This is a genomic window from Ruegeria sp. ABV4_181, assembly GCF_056158465.1.
Genome location: NZ_JBSWTI010000002.1, coordinates 713,337 through 730,939 on the forward strand (window position 1 = coordinate 713,337; position 17,603 = coordinate 730,939).

Sequence of the window (17,603 nt, forward strand, 5' to 3'; positions counted from 1 at the left end):
AAGGACCCCGTATGGCAAGTTTCGACATATTCGACACAATCGAAGACCTGCGCCAATCCGGCGAGGGGTTTTGCATCGCCACGGTGTTGCGCACGGCGGATGCAACCTCGGCCAAGGCCGGAGGCAAGGCTGCGATCACGAAGGACGGACGCATTCTGGGCCATCTCGGCGGGGCTTGCGTTCAGCGCTCGGTGCAAAGCTCGGCACGAGTGGCGCTGGTCAGCGGTACGCCGCAGATGATCCGGGTGAAACCTTCGGAAAAGGTGGTGAACATGTCCGATCCTGACGGTGTGCAGACCTACAAAAGCGGATGCCCGTCCGGCGGCACCGTCGATCTGCTGGTGGAACCCTATCAGCCTGCGCCGCGTCTGGTGATCTTTGGAGACTCGCCCATCGCGGTTGCACTGGCGGCGCATGGGGCGCTGGCGGGGTTTCGCGTCAGCGAGACGGACGAGGTCGAGACGGAAGGCGACTACGCGCGGTTCACGCCGGAGACCATCGGGCAACTGCGCATCTCGGCGCGGGATTTCGTTGTTGTGGCCACGCAGGGGCAAGGCGATGCGGCGGCGTTGATGGCCGCGCTGCAAACGGATGCGGCGCGTGTTTCCATGGTGGCCAGCCGCAAAAAGGCTGATACGCTGGTCGCAAAGCTAATCGCGCAAGGGATGGATCCGGTGCGGGCGGCGCAGCTCAAATCTCCGGCGGGTCTGGATATTCACGCGATCGACCCGCATGAGATCGCCCTTTCGATTCTGGCCGAGGTTGTGCTGTGGCGAAACACCGACAAATCCACGGAGGCGTCCGATGATGAAAAATTTGCTTGATCGCCTGCGGTCCCTGTGGCCGGCCGGCCCCGAGCAATCTGCGGAACAGGCGGCCGAAACCGCGCTTTTGGTTTATCCGAGATGTTGTTGAACGAAGGAAACATGAATGGAACTCAGTGACGAAATCCGTATCGCGGCACCTCGGGATGTCGTGTATCAGGCTCTGAACAACCCCGACATTCTGCAGGAATGCATCCCCGGCTGCGAGGAACTGATCCAGAACTCACCGCAAGAGCTTGAGGCGAAGGTTGTCCTGAAGATCGGCCCGGTCAAGGCGCGGTTTGCCGGCGAGGTGACACTGGACAATTCCAACGCGCCGGACGGGTTTTCCCTGACCGGCGAGGGCAAGGGCGGCGCGGCCGGGTTCGCCAAGGGCGGGGCCGAGGTGACCCTGACAGAAGACGGCGCCGAGACGATTCTGGGCTACACGGCCAAAGTGGATGTGGGCGGAAAAATCGCGCAGCTCGGTAGCCGGCTGATCGCAGGGACGGCCAAGAAACTGTCAGGCAAATTCTTCACCCGGTTTGGCGAGATAGTCTCGGAACAATCGGTGTCCTGATTTAGGGCAACCGTTCAGGCCCGGCCCACAGGGGCCGCGCCAACAAGGCGCAATTCGGTTGACGGCAGCACCAATCGGCGCGATCACCTTGGCAGCAGGCGGATGATCCGGCAACAGGAGGCCAGGGTGCAAAACCTAGCACAGTTGCAACAGTTGGAAGAGTGGCTGACGATTAAGCCCGGCGATCTGCAAATGATCCGGCGGCTTGTCACGCTACTGGATTTTTCCGGATCCCGGACCGCTCCGACCGGTGCCTTTGGCAAGGCGCAGGCCCGTATCGCCAAATCTCTGAAACCGGGCTGGCGGTCGTCTTTTCTGAACCCCGCCGGAAACGCTGCCGCCTATGCGCAATGGCTGGCCATTCTGCAATCCGCCCGGATCCGTCAGGCTGTACCGTTCGGTCAGGTCTTTTCCGGCCGGGTGATGACCATTCGCGGGCAGGACGTGCATTGCGGCGAAAAGCTGAAATTCTTCAAGGAAGCCAGTGTGATCCCCGGCCTGTGCCATGATTGCTACAAGGTTCAGATATTGCCCGAAAACCTTGAGGCGATGTTTCAGACCTATTTCCTACTGCTCAACCTCGACCTGCCCGGCGACAACGCCCGGAAATGCATGATCGAGCTGCGCGACGGCATCAAGTTTCCCTACAAGGCTTATATCTACTGCGAAAGCGTCGCCGAGGCGCAGGCCTGCCGGACGGCGCTGTGCGATTTGCAGGCCCGGTTCGGAATTACCGGTGTGCACGCAAAGATATCGCATGGCTGTTCCGAATACGGACAGGAATACCCGGAGTTCAAATATTCGGATTCACCGGATCAGAAACCTTTCGAAACTCCGGCCGGGTGGCAGAAGATCGAAGACAGCTATTTCAGCGGGTTGAATCTTGCGGCCCCGCAGAGAAGAAGCAACACCAAGCCCCTGATCAGCCTGCGCGACGTTTTCGCGTTCCGGACATGGATCAAATATGCCGAGCTTATCGGCGATGAGAGCTGTCGCGCTTACATGGCCGCGAAGGGCCCCGATCTGCCCGCCCCGTTTGTGAATCGCGTCAAGGCGCAGGCCGCCATGCGGCATCGCGAAATGGCTGAGCTTGCCGCCCGCACGGATTGAAAGGTGACAGGACGCGAGCGAAGGTCGAAAGTGGGGACATGCGTGCGTTTGAAATTCTCTGGATCGTTCTCTTTCGGTTCGCGCCCCTGCCGAGGGTCTGGGCGATCTGCCTGATACTGGTAAATCTGGGATCTCTGTTCTTTCTCGATACGTTTTACGCACAGATGAACCTTATAGCGATCGGCGCGGGCATCGCCGTGATGATCGCCATCTATCTCAGGCTGGGCTTCGTCAGGCTGCTGGGCATCGGTCATGTCCTCTGGATTCCGATGATCGGGTATTTTCTGATGAACCTGCCGGACAGTATTTCCCAGCCGGGTCTTTACACCTGGGTTGTCATACTGATCGCCTGCAACTCCGTTTCCTTGATCATCGACGCCATCGACGTCTCACGCTTTCTCAGAGGTGAGCGCGAGCCACATTACAGATGGTAGGACCAAAGCCCGCAACTGGCCTGATGCGCAGGCTGCGAGTACCGGAAATCGACCCGAAAGCTGGGCCAAGGCGTCGTTTTTCTGTATCGTGTCGGGGATTTGGTGCCCAGGAGAGGACTCGAACCTCCACGTCCATACGGACACTAGCACCTGAAGCTAGCGCGTCTACCAATTCCGCCACCTGGGCAGGTGTCGTGGAGGGGCGTTTAAGCCTACTGGCGGGGGGCGTCAACCGGATTCGGGAAGTTTTTTGAAAGTTTTTTGACCCATGTCCGAATGCGTCCTGATCGGGCAGGATTTTCGGCCCCGCGCGGCGTTATTGCGCCTTGTTTGCCGGGGCTTTGGGCGGTAGATCGGATCAGGACCCATCAGCAGGAGCCCACTCATGTCCAAACTGGTCACGATTTATGGCGGATCGGGATTTGTCGGTCGGTATATCGCGCGGCGCATGGCGAATGAAGGGTGGCGCGTGCGGGTTGCGGTACGGCGTCCGAATGAGGCGATGTTCGTCAAACCCTATGGCGTGGTCGGTCAGGTCGAGCCCATCCTGTGCAATATTCGCGACGATGCGTCGGTAGCGGCAGCGATGCATGGGGCGGATGCGGTGGTGAACTGCGTGGGCGTGCTGAACGAGCTGGGCAAGAACGCGTTTGACGCGGTTCAGGCCGAAGGGGCCGAGCGGATCGCGCGCCTGGCTGCCGAACAGGGCGTTGCGCGGATGGTGCATATCTCGGCCATCGGGGCGGATGCGGAGTCCGACAGCGAATATTCCCGCACCAAGGCGCAGGGTGAGGCCGGCGTGCTGGCCCATATGCCGGATGCGGTGATCCTGCGGCCGTCGGTCATTTTCGGAACCGAGGATCAGTTCTTTAACCGCTTTGCCGGGATGACCCGTATGGGGCCGTTCCTGCCTCTGGTCGGTTCGGAAACCAAATTCCAGCCGGTCTATGTGGATGACGTGGCCAAGGCCGCGGTTCGGGGCGTTGTGGGTCAGGCGGAGGCCGGCACCTATGAGCTGGGCGGACCCGAGGTGAAAACCTTCCGCGCCCTGATGCAGCAGATGCTTGCGGTCATCCATCGCCGCCGTGTCGTCATCGGTGTGCCTTTCTTTGCGGCGCGGATTATGGCGGGCCTGCTGGATATTGCGAAATTCGTCAGTTTTCAGCTGTTCCCGAACCATATCCTGACCCGGGATCAGCTGAAGAACCTGCGCCGCGACAATGTGGTGTCTGACGGGGCCAAGGGGTTTGCGGATCTGGGGATCGAGCCTGCCACGCTGGAATCGGTACTGCCCGATTACCTGTGGAAATTCCGCCCCTCGGGCCAGTATGACGAAATTCAGAAGTCGGCCGACAACCTGCGGACCTGATCAGCTATAGGCGATGACCAGCAGGATCGCGCCCAGAACCACGCGATAGATGACATAGGGCGTAAAACTGATGCTGCGCAGCAGACGCATCATCAGAGCCAAAGCCAGCAGCGCCGAGACAAAGGCGAAAAAGGCGGCGATTGCGCCGTCTTTGGCCAATTGGGCGTCCGCCTCGCGGATTACATCGGCAGAGAGCAGAACACCGGATGCCAGAATGGTCGGAATCGACATCAGCATGGCGATGCGCGCGCCGTCTTCCCGCGTATACCCAAGCTGCCGCGCCCCGGTGATCGTAATGCCCGAGCGCGAGGTGCCGGGGATCAGCGCCAGTGCCTGCCACAACCCCAGTATCACCGCGTCCCGCAGGCTCCAGTCGCCGCTGCGTTTGGTTTGCGGGCCTTTCTGATCCATCCAGTACAGCAACAGACCGAACCCAAGCATGGTCCAGCCGATCACTGCCATCGAACGCAGCGATTGGCTGAACCCCGTTTTGAACAGGATGGCGCCGATCACGACCGTCGGAATGGTTGCGATGATCAGGCACATGGCCAGGCGCGCCTGTGCCGTGTCGGTCCGCCCGGTCAGGGCGCGCGGCAGGCCCGCGATTGCCTGTTTCACGTCCGACCAGAAATACAGAATCACCGCGCCCAGCGTGCCGACATGCACGGCGACATCGATGGCCAGCCCCTGGTCGTCCATCCCGGTCAGGCTGGGCAGCAGGATCAGATGGCCCGAGGAAGAGACCGGCAGAAATTCAGTGATGCCCTGAATAATCGCCGCGAGAATCAACTGAAAAAGACTCATTCTACTGCCCGTGCTGCCGTCACGTGTTGTTTGTGATCAATGGGTATAAGTGTGGTGCGGAAAAGGAAAGCGCACATATAGGTCCGATTCGGAACTAAAAACATGGAATTTTTCCGCCGAGTTGACCGGGTTGTCGAAATTTTTTCAAACTAGGTCAGTATGATTGACTTTTCATCCGACTGTGCATCTCTTAAAGAAACCCGACCAAGCCAATTCATGGAGTCTGACCTGTGGCCAAGCAACCGATGCTGAAATTTGTGCAGATCGACCGCGTCATGCCGGAAAAGCGTGCCGCAGATGACCGCAAGGACGACTTTGCCGAAATCTATGCTGAATTCGCGGCGGACAAGGCGGCAGAGCAGGCCAGCCGGTGCAGTCAGTGCGGTGTGCCCTATTGCCAGTCGCACTGCCCGTTGCACAACAATATCCCGGATTGGCTGAACCTGACCGCAACGGGGCGTCTGGAAGAGGCTTATCAGACCAGTCAGGCCACCAACACCTTCCCCGAGATTTGCGGCCGCATTTGCCCGCAGGACCGCCTGTGTGAAGGCAATTGCGTGATCGAACAATCGGGCCACGGCACCGTCACCATCGGCACGATCGAGAAATACATCACCGACACCGCCTGGGACAAAGGCTGGGTCAAGCCCGTCGTGCCTGCCGCTGAACGTGGCGAAAGCGTTGGTATCATCGGCGGCGGTCCCGGTGGTCTGGCGGCGGCGGATATGCTGCGCCGCGCCGGAATTCAGGTCACCGTCTATGACCGCTATGACCGCGCCGGCGGGTTGCTGATGTACGGTATTCCGGGCTTCAAGCTGGAAAAAGACGTCGTGCAGCGCCGCAATGACCTGCTGGCAGACGGCGGGGTCGAGTTCGTTCTGAACTGCGACGTGGATGCGGGCAAATTCGAAGAAATTCGCGCCAGCCACAACGCGGTGATCATTGCGACGGGTGTCTATAAATCCCGCGACCTGTCCATGCCCGGCAGCGGGCTGGCCGGGATCGAGAAAGCCATCGACTTTCTGACCGCCTCGAACCGCAAGAGCTTTGGTGACGCTGTCGAAGATTTCGACAATGGCCGCCTGAATGCTGATGGCAAGAAAGTTGTGGTGATCGGCGGCGGCGACACTGCGATGGACTGTGTGCGCACCTCGATCCGTCAGGGCGCCACCTCGGTCAAATGTCTGTATCGCCGCGACCGCGCGAACATGCCCGGCTCGCAGCGGGAAACCCAGAATGCCGAGGAAGAGGGCGTGATCTTTGAATGGCTGAGCGCCCCCAAAGGGTTCACCGGGGATGACAATGTGTCCGGCGTGATGGTGCAGAAGATGCGCCTGGGTCAGCCGGACGCAACCGGCCGTCAGGCGCCCGAAGTGATCGAAGGCGCGGATTATGTCGAAGAGGCCGATCTGGTGATCAAGGCGTTGGGGTTCGAGCCCGAAGACCTGCCCACCCTGTTCGGCCAGCCCGATCTGCCCGTGACCCGCTGGGGCACCGTCAAGGCGGCGTTCCAGACCGGTGAGACCGAGATGGACGGCGTTTATGCCATCGGTGACATCGTGCGCGGTGCGTCGCTGGTTGTCTGGGCGATCCGCGACGGGCGCGACTGCGCTGACGCGATCATCGACCGGTTCAACAGCAAGGCTGCCGTCGCGGCCGAATAAGTCCAAGCCCAGCGACAGGAGGGTCGGGAATGCCCGAATTGCAAGGCCAATGTATGTGCGGCGCGGTCACGGTGACCGCAACCCCGGCGCGGGATGCGCTGGGTGCCTGCCATTGCGATCAATGCCGCCGCTGGACCAGTTCCATGCTGGTCACGTTTCAGGCCGAGCCGGGCTATGCCGCGCTGGGTCCGGTGAAAACCTTTACCTCGTCCGATTGGGCCGAGCGTGCGTTCTGCGCCGAATGCGGCTCGGCGCTGTGGTACCGGATCACCTTGCAGGGCGAGATGCATGGACACACGCAAATGGCCGCCGGGCTGTTCGACAACGGCGCCGGCAGCCCCCTGAAACTTGAACTCTATATCGATAAGAAGCCCGAGGGGTACGCCTTCGAAGGCGAACGCAAGCAGATGACCAAGGCGCAGGTCGAAGCCATGTATGCCCTGCCGGAAGAAGGAGACAGCCAATGACCAGATACGATGCCGATTGGGTGCGGGCCGAGGAAGCCAAGCGCAAATGGATGGCGAAAAACGGTCTCTATTCCGAGGAAGAAGAGCATTCCTCCTGCGGTGTGGGCCTGGTTGTTTCGGTCGACGGCAAGCCCTCGCGCAAGGTTGTCGACGCAGGCATCGACGCGCTGAAAGCGATCTGGCACCGCGGCGCTGTGGACGCCGATGGCAAGACCGGCGATGGCGCGGGGATCCATGTGCAGATCCCGGTACCGTTCTTCTATGACCAGATCCGCCGCACCGGGCATGAGCCGAACCTGGACGAACTGATCGCGGTCGGTCAGGTGTTCCTGCCCCGCACGGATTTTGGCGCGCAAGAAAGCTGTCGGACCATCGTGGAAACCGAAGTTCTGCGGATGGGCTATTACATCTATGGCTGGCGCCACGTGCCGGTCGATGTCACCTGTCTGGGTGAAAAGGCCAACGCGACCCGGCCCGAGATCGAGCAGATCCTGATCTCGAACTCCAAGGGCGTGGACGAAGAAACCTTCGAGCGTGAGCTTTACGTTATCCGCCGTCGTATCGAAAAGGCTGCCGCTGCAGCAGGCATCTCCGGCCTGTATCTGGCGTCGCTCTCCTGCCGTTCGATCATCTACAAGGGCATGATGCTGGCCGAGCAGGTCGCGGTGTTCTACCCGGACCTGATGGATGAGCGGTTCGAATCCGCATTCGCCATCTATCACCAGCGTTATTCCACCAACACCTTCCCGCAATGGTGGCTGGCGCAACCTTTCCGTATGCTGGCCCATAACGGCGAGATCAACACGCTGAAGGGCAACATCAACTGGATGAAAAGCCATGAGATCCGCATGGCCAGTGGCACCTTTGGCGATTATGCCGAAGACATCAAGCCGATCATCGCGGGCGGATCGTCGGATTCGGCTGCATTAGACTCGGTTTTTGAGGTTCTGGTGCGCGCCGGTCGCTCGGCCCCGATGGCAAAAACCATGCTGGTGCCGGAAAGCTGGTCCAAGCAGGCAGTGGAACTGCCGCAGGGGTGGCGCGACATGTATTCCTACTGCAATTCGGTGATGGAACCGTGGGACGGCCCCGCCGCGCTGGCGATGACCGATGGTCGCTGGGTCTGCGCCGGTCTGGACCGCAACGGCTTGCGCCCGATGCGCTATGTGGTGACGGGCGATGGTCTGGTCATTGCGGGCTCCGAAGCGGGCATGGTGCCAATCGATGAGGCATCGGTGACCGAAAAAGGCGCGCTGGGCCCGGGTCAGATGCTGGCCGTGGACATGAAGAAGGGCAAGCTGTACCGCGACACGCAGATCAAGAACAAGCTGGCAAGCGCGCTGCCGTTTGGCGAGTGGGTCGGCAAGATCAACGATCTGGATGACGCCCTTGCCGGGGTCACCGAAACCGCACTGTTTTCGGGTGAGGAGCTGCGCAATCGCCAGATCGCGGCGGGCTATTCGGTCGAGGAACTGGAGCAAATCCTTGCCCCGATGGCCGAAGACGGCAAAGAGGCGCTGGCTTCGATGGGTGATGACACGCCGTCGGCGGTGCTGTCGAAACAATACCGCCCACTGAGTCATTTCTTCCGGCAGAATTTCAGCCAGGTGACCAACCCGCCCATCGACAGCCTGCGCGAATACCGTGTGATGTCGCTGAAAACGCGGTTCGGAAACCTGAAAAACGTGCTGGATGAGGACAGCAGCCAAACCGAGATCGTTGTGCTGGGCAGCCCCTTTGTGGGCAATGCGCAATGGGACAAGCTGGTGGAAACCTTTGGCTCTCCGCTGGCCGAGATCGACTGTAGCTTTGAACCCGGCCGAGGCGCGCTGAGCGCCGCTTTAGCCCGTGTCAGAGCCGAAGCAGAAGAGGCCGTGCGGTCCGGCGCCGGGCATCTGGTGCTGTCGGACATGAACTCGGGTCCGGGGCGCGTGGCGATGCCGATGATACTGGCCACCAGCGCGGTGCACTCGCATCTGACCCGTCAGGGCTTGCGGACCTTCTGTTCGCTGAACGTGCGGTCCGCCGAATGTGTCGACCCGCATTATTTTGCCGTTCTGATCGGCTGCGGTGCGACCGTGGTGAACGCCTATCTGGCCGAGGATTCGCTGGCCGACCGCATTGATCGCGGGCTGCTGGACGGTTCCCTGACCGAAAACGTCGCCCGCTATCGCGAGGCGATCGATCAGGGTCTGCTGAAGATCATGGCCAAGATGGGGATTTCGGTGATCTCGTCCTATCGCGGCGGTCTGAACTTTGAGGCCGTGGGCCTCAGCCGCGCCATGGTGGCCGAGTATTTCCCCGGCATGACCAGCCGGATTTCGGGTATCGGGGTGACCGGTATCCAGACCAAGGTCGAGGAAATTCACGCCAAGGGCTGGGACAGCGGTCTGGACGTGCTGCCCATCGGCGGGTTCTACAAGGCGCGCAAGTCGGGTGAAACCCACGCGTGGGAAGCGACCTCGATGCACATGATGCAGATGGCCTGCAACCGTGCGTCCTATGAGCTGTGGAAGCAGTTTTCTGCCAAGATGCAGTCGAATCCGCCCATCCACCTGCGCGACCTGATGGATTTCAAACCGTTGGGCAATCCGATCCCGATTGAAGAGGTGGAATCGATCACCTCGATCCGCAAGCGCTTTGTCACGCCGGGCATGAGCTTGGGCGCGCTGAGCCCCGAGGCACACAAGACGCTGAACGTCGCAATGAATCGGATCGGGGCCAAGTCGGATTCGGGCGAGGGCGGTGAAGACCCGGCGCATTTCGTGCCCGAGCCCAACGGCGACAACCCGTCGGCCAAGATCAAGCAGGTGGCATCTGGCCGGTTCGGCGTGACCGCCGAATACCTGAACCAGTGTGAAGAGCTGGAAATCAAGGTCGCCCAGGGTGCGAAGCCCGGTGAGGGTGGGCAGCTGCCGGGCATGAAGGTCACCGACCTGATCGCGCGTCTGCGGCATTCGACAAAGGGCGTCACGTTGATCTCGCCGCCACCGCACCACGACATCTATTCGATCGAGGATCTGGCGCAGCTGATCTATGACCTCAAGCAGATCAACCCGCGCTGCAAGGTGACGGTGAAACTGGTGGCATCCTCGGGCGTAGGCACGATTGCTGCCGGTGTGGCCAAGGCGAAAGCGGATATCATACTGATTTCGGGTCACAATGGCGGTACGGGTGCATCGCCCGCGACCTCGATCAAATATGCCGGTCTTCCGTGGGAGATGGGCCTGACCGAGGCGCATCAGGTTCTGGCGATGAACAACCTGCGCGACCGCGTAACCTTGCGGACCGATGGTGGCCTGCGCACGGGGCGGGACATTGTCATGGCGGCGATGATGGGGGCCGAAGAATACGGCATCGGCACCGCTGCCCTGATAGCGATGGGTTGTATCATGGTGCGTCAGTGCCAGTCGAACACCTGCCCGGTTGGCGTCTGCACGCAGGACGAGTCCCTGCGTGCCAAGTTCACCGGCAATGCGGACAAGGTGGTCAACCTGATCACTTTCTACGCGCAGGAAGTGCGGGAAATCCTTGCCAGCCTGGGTGCACGTTCGGTCGATGAGATCATCGGGCGGGCCGATCTTCTGGCTCAGGTCAGTCGTGGCTCGGCGCATCTGGATGATCTGGACCTCAACCCGCTGCTGATCACCGTCGATGGCGCGCATGACATCGTGTACAACCGCGACAAGGACCGTAACGCTGTGCCGGATACGCTGGACGCCGAGATCGTGCGCGATGCGGCGCGGTTCCTGAAGGACGGCGAAAAGATGCAGCTGTCCTACGCGATCCAGAACACGCACCGGACCGTGGGCACGCGGGTGTCCAGCCATATCGTGCAGAATTTCGGGATGCAGAACACGTTCCAGTCGGACCACCTGCACGTCAAACTTCAGGGCTCGGCCGGCCAGTCACTGGGGGCCTTTGCCGCTCCGGGGCTGAAGCTGGAAGTATCCGGGGACGCCAACGACTATGTCGGCAAGGGTCTGTCGGGCGGCACCATCGTGGTGCGGCCGCCGCAGGTCAGCCCGTTGAAGGCGGATGACAACACCATCATCGGCAACACGGTGCTTTATGGGGCCACCGATGGCCACCTGTTCGCTGCCGGGCGCGCCGGTGAGCGGTTCGCGGTGCGGAACTCGGGCGCGACAGTGGTGATCGAGGGCTGTGGCTCCAACGGGTGCGAATACATGACCGGTGGCGTCGCGGTGATCCTGGGCGATATCGGGGCCAACTTTGGCGCAGGTATGACCGGTGGCATGGCCTACCTGTACGACCCTGAAGGCAAGGCCGAGCAGCTGATGAACATGGAAACGCTGGTGACCTGTCCGGTGACAGTCGACCATTGGGAGGATCAGCTGAAATCGCTGATCGAAACCCATCAGGCCGAAACCTACAGCCGCAAGGCCGCCGATATCCTGCAGCATTGGGAGGTTGAAAGAACCAACTTCCTGCAGGTCTGCCCGAAAGAGATGCTGAACAAGCTCAGCCATCCGCTGTCCGCCGAAGTGGCTGCTGTTCCGGCCGAATAAGGGCGCAACGCAACCTGATCCAGAAACCCGCGTGTCACAAGAAACACGCGGGTTTTATCTATTTTTGGCTGCGCGAATCGCATTTATTGCGTTTTTGCTCGGATCGCGCCTAGCTATGGCCACAGTTTCTTCGGGATTTGCGGTCATGCTGTATCCCGGTTTTGCGAGTTTGCAGGAGCAGTTGAATGCCGACGACCTACATAGATCAGTTTTTTGTGCTCGACCCGGCCAATCCGGGCGCGAACGGTACGGTGGTCGGAACACCGCTGACCGTGCAGAAGTTCGACATCGTGGATCAGAACGATGACGACCTGATCAACCGGCTGAACGACGATTCGGTGGACGGGTCCGATATTACAGCGTCGTATTTCGATGACACGGTGACGATCGAACTGTCCGATGGATCGCAGGTCACCTATACCGGTGTGACCTTTTATCTGGCCGACGGGCGCGAGGTGTTCACCCCCACTGACGGGCAGGTCCTGCAGAACGGAACCTTTGTCAGCTCAACCGCCACGGATTTCAGCGATACCGGCGGGTCGTTCGGTTCGGTCGATATCAACAATGACGAACTGGGCCCGCCCTGTTTCACACCCGGAACCCTGATCGAAACGCCGGATGGTCCGCGCCCGGTCGAGGATTTGAAGCCCGGGGATCTGATCACCACCGTGGATAATGGCCCGCAACCCCTGTTGTGGGTCGGGCGCACCCGCGTCAAGGCGGAAGGCAAGCTTGCGCCGATCCGGTTCGAGGCGGGCGTTTTGGGTCTGGAACACCCTCTGACAGTGTCACCGCAGCACCGGATGCTGGTCGAAGACTGGCGCGCGCCTTACCTGTTCGGCCATTCCGAAGTTCTGATCGCTGCGCATTCGCTGGTCAACGGCGACAGCGTAACCCGGGTCGAAGGCGGCAAGGCCGACTATATCCACCTGCTGTTTTCCCGGCATGAGATCGTGATCGCCAACGGGGCGAAAAGCGAAAGCTATTACCCCGGCCACGCGGTCACCCAATCCGACCGCGAAACGCAGGCCGAGGTTTTGCGCCTGTTCCCGGAACTGCGCGCCCGAAACCCGGTTTTGCCGGAAACCGCGCGCCCGGTCGTGCGCCCGCGCGAGGCGCGCGCGCTGGCGATTTAAACCGTTCCAAACGGTCGCGGCGCGTCGTATAGCAACAGCATGGCAAAAAAAGCAGCGCGCAAGTCGAGCAGTAAGAAAAGCAAAGCGTCAAAGACAAAGAGGATCAGCACCCGGTGGATTCGCCGCTGGGTGACGCGCGCCGGGTTGGGCGTGGTTGTTCTGATCGTGGGTCTGGTGGCGCTGTTTTCGGTCGTGAACCCACCGGTGACCCACACGATCTGGTCCGAATGGCGCCGGCTGGGCAGGGTGCAGCGCGACTGGGTGCCGATCGAGGACATGACGCCGGTCATGGCCCGCGCCGTGGTTGCGGCCGAGGATGCGAATTTCTGTCTCCACTGGGGTTTCGACGTCGAAGCGATCCGGGACGCGCTGGAGGATGGCGGCACGCGCGGGGCGTCGACCATTACCCAGCAGGTGGTGAAGAACGTGTTTCTGTGGCAGGGCCGCAGCTGGGTGCGCAAGGCGCTGGAAACCTCGATCACGCCGGTTGTTGAAATCTTCTGGAGCAAGCAGCGTATTCTGGAGGTTTATCTGAACGTGGCCGAGACCGGGGAAGGGGTGTTTGGCATCGAAGCCGCGGCGCGGCGCAACTTCGGCGTATCCGCCGCGCAGCTTTCACCGGTACAGGCCGCCCGCATTGCGGCGATCCTGCCTTCGCCCCGCAACAGGTCGGTCACCGACCCTTCGGTTCGGACGCGCAGGCGGGCGGCGTCGATCCTGGACGGGGCGGCCACCATCCGCGCAGATGGTCGCGCGGATTGTTTCGAGGATTGAAACCCCTGGTCCCTCGGCGCTAAAGCTGGGGGGTATTCACTGGTTCGATTGGAAGCCCATGGCGCGTCTGTTTCACGTTCCCCTGTCCCCCTATTGCCGCAAGGTGCGCCTGTCGCTGGCGGAAAAGAAGATCGAAGTTGAACTGGTCGAAGAGCGATACTGGGAAAAAGACCCGGATTTTCTGCGCCGCAACCCGGCCGGAAAAGTACCGGTGCTGCGGCTGGACGGTCAGGTCATGTCGGAAAGCGCCGCCATTTGCGAATATATCGAAGAGACCCGGCCCGAGCCGCCGCTGATGCCCAAAGCCACCGAGGCGCGATACGAGGTGCGCCGACTGGTCGGCTGGTTCGATGACAAGTTTCACCACGAGGTCACATCGAAGCTGCTGTATGAGCGGGTGAACAAGAAAGTAACGGGCGAGGGTTACCCCGACAGCAAAAACGTCAAGCAGGGCGCGCGCGCCATCAAATACCATCTGGATTACATGGCCTGGCTGCTGGATCACCGCCGCTGGCTGGCCGGGGATCAGATGACGTTGGCCGATTTTGCGGCCGCGGCGCATCTTTCGGCGCTGGACTATATTTCGGATGTGGACTGGAACCGCAGTTCGGCGGTCAAGGACTGGTATGCCAAGATCAAGTCGCGCCCCGCGTTCCGGTCGATTCTGGCGGATCAGGTGCCGGGGTTCCGGCCACCGCCTCATTACGCCGATCTGGATTTCTGATAGGGTCGCTGGGGGGCTGTCTGCCCCCCATCGCGCTGGGGCGCGATTCCCCCCGAAGGTATTTGTGGCCAGATGAAGAGCGGATCGGGTTTAAAGGACAAGCTGGTAGCGCAGGCGCTGAGCGAGGGGTTTGTGTCCTGTCGTGTGTGCCGCCCGTGGGATGTGCCTGAGGTTCCAGCGCGGTTGGCGGCGTTCTTGCAGGCCGGGTATCACGGGCAAATGGGCTGGATGGCCGAGCGGACCCATTGGCGCGGCGATCCGGCGGCGTTGTGGCCCGAGGCGCGGTCGGTGATCATGCTGGCCGAGAGCTATGCACCCGATCATGACCCGACCGAGGTACTGGGGCACCCGGACAGGGCCGCGATTTCCGTCTATGCGCAGAACAAGGATTATCATGATCTGGTCAAGAAACGGCTGAAGAGGCTGGCGCGCTGGCTGATTGCCGAGGCTGGCGGCGAGGTGAAGGTCTTTGTCGATACCGCGCCAGTGCCCGAGAAAGCGCTGGGGCAGGCCGCCGGGTTGGGGTGGCAGGGGAAACACACCAATCTGTTGAGCCGCGATTGGGGCAATTGGGCCTTTATAGGCTCTGTTTTCACCACACTTGACCTGCCGGCGGACATGGCTGAGACGGATCATTGTGGGTCTTGCCGGGCCTGTCTGGATGTATGCCCGACAGATGCCTTTCCTGCGCCGTACCGGTTGGATGCGCGACGGTGCATCTCTTATCTGACGATCGAACACAAAGGACCGGTCGCCGAAGAATTACGCAGCAAGCTGGGCAACCGGATCTACGGGTGCGACGACTGCCTTGCGGCCTGTCCGTGGAACAAATTTGCGGTTGCCGCGAGCGATGTCCGTTATGCCGCGCGGGATGATCTGCGGGCGCAGCCCCTGGCGGAGCTGGCAATGCTGGACGATGCGGCGTTCCGTGCAAAGTTTTCCGGTTCACCGATCAAGCGGATCGGGCGCGACCGGTTCGTGCGCAACGTGCTTTATGCCATTGGAAATTCGCGATCGGCGGCGTTGCGTCCCGTCGCGCAGGGCCTGGTGGATGATCCCGATCCTGCGGTGGCCGACGCGGCGCGCTGGGCGGTAAAACGATTGTCCTGAGTGCCGCAAACAGGCTGGACGTGTCGGTCCAAACCGCTACACCCATCTGCAGCGAACAGGAAGGAGATCCCGATGGCGTTGGCTTTGGGGGTGGATACGGGCGGAACCTATACGGATGCGGTTCTGATCCGGGATGAGGAAGAGGTGATCGCCTCGGCCAAGTCGCTGACCACGCGGGCCGATCTGGCGATTGGCGTCGGAAAGGCGATTCAGGCAGTGCTGGATCAGGCGCAGGTCGCGCCGGACCGGATTTCGATGGCGTCGCTGTCGACTACGCTGGCCACCAATGCGCTGGTCGAGGGGCAGGGCGGGCGCGTCGCGCTTGTCTATATCGGGTTTCGGGACAGCGATCTGGAAAAGCACGGGTTGAAGGACGCGCTGAAGGGGGATCCGGCGCTGGTGATCTCGGGCGGTCACAGCCATGCGGGCGGTGAGGCCGCGGCTCTGGATGTCGCTGCGCTTGAGGCTTTCCTGGACTCTCATAAGGGCATATCCGGGTTTGCCGTCGCTGCCCGGTTTGCCACGCGAAACCCGGCACATGAGTTGGAGGCGGCGCGGATCATCACCGAGAAAACCGGCGCACCGGTCACCTGCTCGCACCATCTGTCAGCCCGGTTGAACGGACCAAAGCGCGCGGTGACCGCCGTGCTGAATGCCCGTCTGATCGGGATGATCGACCGGCTGATCGGGCGCGCGCAGGATCGGTTGCTGGAGCTTGGGATCACTGCACCGATGATGGTTGTGCGTGGTGACGGTGCGTTGATGAGCGCGGAACAGGCGCGGGCGCGGCCGATTGAGACGATTCTGAGCGGACCGGCGGCCTCGATCGTGGGGGCGGGCTGGCTGACCGGTGCCAGGGATGCGCTGGTGTCGGATATCGGCGGTACCACCACGGATGTGGCACTGATCCGCGGCGGAAAGCCCACCATCGATCCGGAAGGTGCACGGGTGGGCGGGTTCCGGACTATGGTCGAGGCCGTGGCGATGCGGACCCACGGTTTGGGCGGCGACAGTCAGGTGCATGTGATCACCGAAGGGCTGCGCGGCGGTGTGTTCTTGGGGCCAAGGCGGGTGCTGCCGGTGTCTTTGACGGCGGCCGAAGCACCTGACATCGTTCACCCGGTTCTGGATGCGCAGCTGCGCGCCACGACCGTTGGTGAACACGACACGCGGTTTGCCCGGCGCGTGCCTGGCATCCACGCCGGAGGGCTGGGCGCGCGGGAAGCGGCCCTGCTGAACCGGTTGGGTGACGGCGTGCTGCCGCTGAGCGATCTGTTGCGTTCACGTATGGAAAACGGCGCTTTGACGCGGCTGGTGGATCGCGGGATCGTGCAGGTGTCGGGGGTGACACCGTCGGATGCGAGCCATGTTCTGGGCCGGTTGGACGCCTGGGATGCAGAGGCCGCGCGCAAGGCGCTGGAACTGGTGGCCCGCAAACGTGTGGGAACGGGCGACAGGCTGGCCGCAGGACCAGCGGCGCTGGCGCAACTGATCGTGGATCAGCTGACGGAACAGACCACATTGACCTTGTTAGAGACTGCATTTGCCGAAGAAGCAGAGGGTTTCGGTGTTCCCGCCGCCGATCTTGCCCGGCATGTTCTGACGCAGAAAGGGTTGGCGGGGCATCGGGGCTTGCTGGCGCTGGATGCGGCGCTGAACGTGGATGTGGTGGGGCTTGGGGCTTCGGCCCCCAGCTATTACCCGGCGGTGGGAGAGCGGGTGCGATGTCGCATGATCCTGCCGGACCATGCCGGCGTGGCCAATGCCATCGGTGCGGTGGTGGGGCGTTTGACCCTGCGCCGGTCGGGTACGGTGACGTCCCCGTCCGAGGGCCGGTACCGGGTGCATCTTGACGACGGTCCGCAGGATTTCGACGAGACCGAGAAAGCGCTGGCCAAGCTGGAATCGGTTCTGCGCAACGCGGCCGAAGATGCTGTGCGTGAGGCCGGGGCCGAAGATATCCGTGTGATTGTCGACCGCGACATCCGCACCGCCCGGGTTGAGGCGCAGGACGTGTTTGTCGAGGCGATGATTACTGTAGAGGCCAGCGGCCGGCCCCGGGTTGCATCGGGCTAGCCCCCGGTTTTCCCGGGGGCGGT

Annotated in this window: 14 protein-coding genes and 1 tRNA gene; 13 read left to right on the forward strand and 2 right to left on the reverse strand. The window is 61.6% G+C overall.

Features of this window, described 5'->3' with window-relative positions; translation table 11 throughout:
• The first annotated feature begins 11 nt into the window (after positions 1-11).
• From ACXAC3_RS03545 to ACXAC3_RS03560, 4 genes are all read left to right on the forward strand, one after another.
• Entirely contained in the window at positions 12-824 is an 813-nt protein-coding gene (locus tag ACXAC3_RS03545) for an XdhC family protein (protein WP_475156480.1), read from the forward strand.
• Positions 825-930: 106 nt separating this feature from the next.
• A complete protein-coding gene (locus ACXAC3_RS03550) occupies positions 931-1,383 on the forward strand; it encodes an SRPBCC family protein (RefSeq protein ID WP_475156484.1) in 453 nt (150 codons plus the stop codon).
• A 126-nt stretch (positions 1,384-1,509) separates the two neighbouring features.
• Positions 1,510-2,493 (forward strand): hypothetical protein, encoded by a 984-nt coding sequence (locus ACXAC3_RS03555; protein WP_475156487.1) that lies wholly within the window; start codon positions 1,510-1,512, stop codon positions 2,491-2,493.
• Between the two features lie 38 nt (positions 2,494-2,531).
• Positions 2,532-2,927 carry a hypothetical protein gene (locus ACXAC3_RS03560; RefSeq protein WP_475156492.1) on the forward strand — a complete coding sequence of 132 codons (396 nt, stop codon included), beginning with the start codon at positions 2,532-2,534 and terminating at the stop codon, positions 2,925-2,927.
• Positions 2,928-3,027: 100 nt separating this feature from the next.
• On the opposite strand, the gene ACXAC3_RS03565 is transcribed toward ACXAC3_RS03560, so the two are convergent.
• Positions 3,028-3,114: transfer RNA gene (locus ACXAC3_RS03565), tRNA-Leu, on the reverse strand.
• A gap of 198 nt (positions 3,115-3,312) precedes the next feature.
• Between ACXAC3_RS03565 and ACXAC3_RS03570 the strand changes: the two genes are divergently transcribed.
• Positions 3,313-4,296: a complex I NDUFA9 subunit family protein gene (locus ACXAC3_RS03570; RefSeq protein ID WP_475156496.1), complete on the forward strand. Its 984-nt coding sequence runs from the start codon at positions 3,313-3,315 to the stop codon at positions 4,294-4,296.
• Here ACXAC3_RS03570 and ACXAC3_RS03575 read toward each other — a convergent pair whose 3' ends face one another.
• The gene (locus tag ACXAC3_RS03575; RefSeq protein ID WP_475156499.1) at positions 4,297-5,100 is read right to left on the reverse strand and encodes an undecaprenyl-diphosphate phosphatase; all 804 of its coding nucleotides are present in this window, start codon (positions 5,098-5,100) and stop codon (positions 4,297-4,299) included.
• A 230-nt stretch (positions 5,101-5,330) separates the two neighbouring features.
• Between ACXAC3_RS03575 and ACXAC3_RS03580 the strand changes: the two genes are divergently transcribed.
• From ACXAC3_RS03580 to ACXAC3_RS03615, 8 genes are all read left to right on the forward strand, one after another.
• Positions 5,331-6,764: an NAD(P)-dependent oxidoreductase gene (locus tag ACXAC3_RS03580; RefSeq protein ID WP_475156504.1), complete on the forward strand. Its 1,434-nt coding sequence runs from the start codon at positions 5,331-5,333 to the stop codon at positions 6,762-6,764.
• A 29-nt stretch (positions 6,765-6,793) separates the two neighbouring features.
• Entirely contained in the window at positions 6,794-7,231 is a 438-nt protein-coding gene (locus ACXAC3_RS03585) for a GFA family protein (RefSeq protein ID WP_475156506.1), read from the forward strand.
• Positions 7,228-11,760, forward strand: coding sequence for a glutamate synthase large subunit (gltB, locus tag ACXAC3_RS03590; RefSeq protein ID WP_475156510.1), 4,533 nt, complete (start codon positions 7,228-7,230; stop codon positions 11,758-11,760). The genes ACXAC3_RS03585 and gltB overlap by 4 nt, the downstream gene beginning before the upstream one ends.
• A 185-nt stretch (positions 11,761-11,945) precedes the next feature.
• Positions 11,946-12,896, forward strand: coding sequence for a Hint domain-containing protein (locus ACXAC3_RS03595; RefSeq protein WP_475156512.1), 951 nt, complete (start codon positions 11,946-11,948; stop codon positions 12,894-12,896).
• Between the two features lie 39 nt (positions 12,897-12,935).
• Entirely contained in the window at positions 12,936-13,670 is a 735-nt protein-coding gene (gene mtgA / locus ACXAC3_RS03600; protein ID WP_475156515.1) for a monofunctional biosynthetic peptidoglycan transglycosylase, read from the forward strand.
• Between the two features lie 58 nt (positions 13,671-13,728).
• On the forward strand, positions 13,729-14,394 hold the full coding sequence (fzlA, locus tag ACXAC3_RS03605) for an FtsZ-binding protein FzlA (RefSeq protein WP_475156518.1): 666 nt from the start codon (positions 13,729-13,731) through the stop codon (positions 14,392-14,394).
• Positions 14,395-14,466: 72 nt separating this feature from the next.
• Entirely contained in the window at positions 14,467-15,504 is a 1,038-nt protein-coding gene (queG, locus tag ACXAC3_RS03610) for a tRNA epoxyqueuosine(34) reductase QueG (protein WP_475156522.1), read from the forward strand.
• A 72-nt stretch (positions 15,505-15,576) separates the two neighbouring features.
• Positions 15,577-17,580 (forward strand): hydantoinase/oxoprolinase N-terminal domain-containing protein, encoded by a 2,004-nt coding sequence (locus tag ACXAC3_RS03615; RefSeq protein WP_475156525.1) that lies wholly within the window; start codon positions 15,577-15,579, stop codon positions 17,578-17,580.
• The last annotated feature ends 23 nt before the right edge of the window (positions 17,581-17,603 follow it).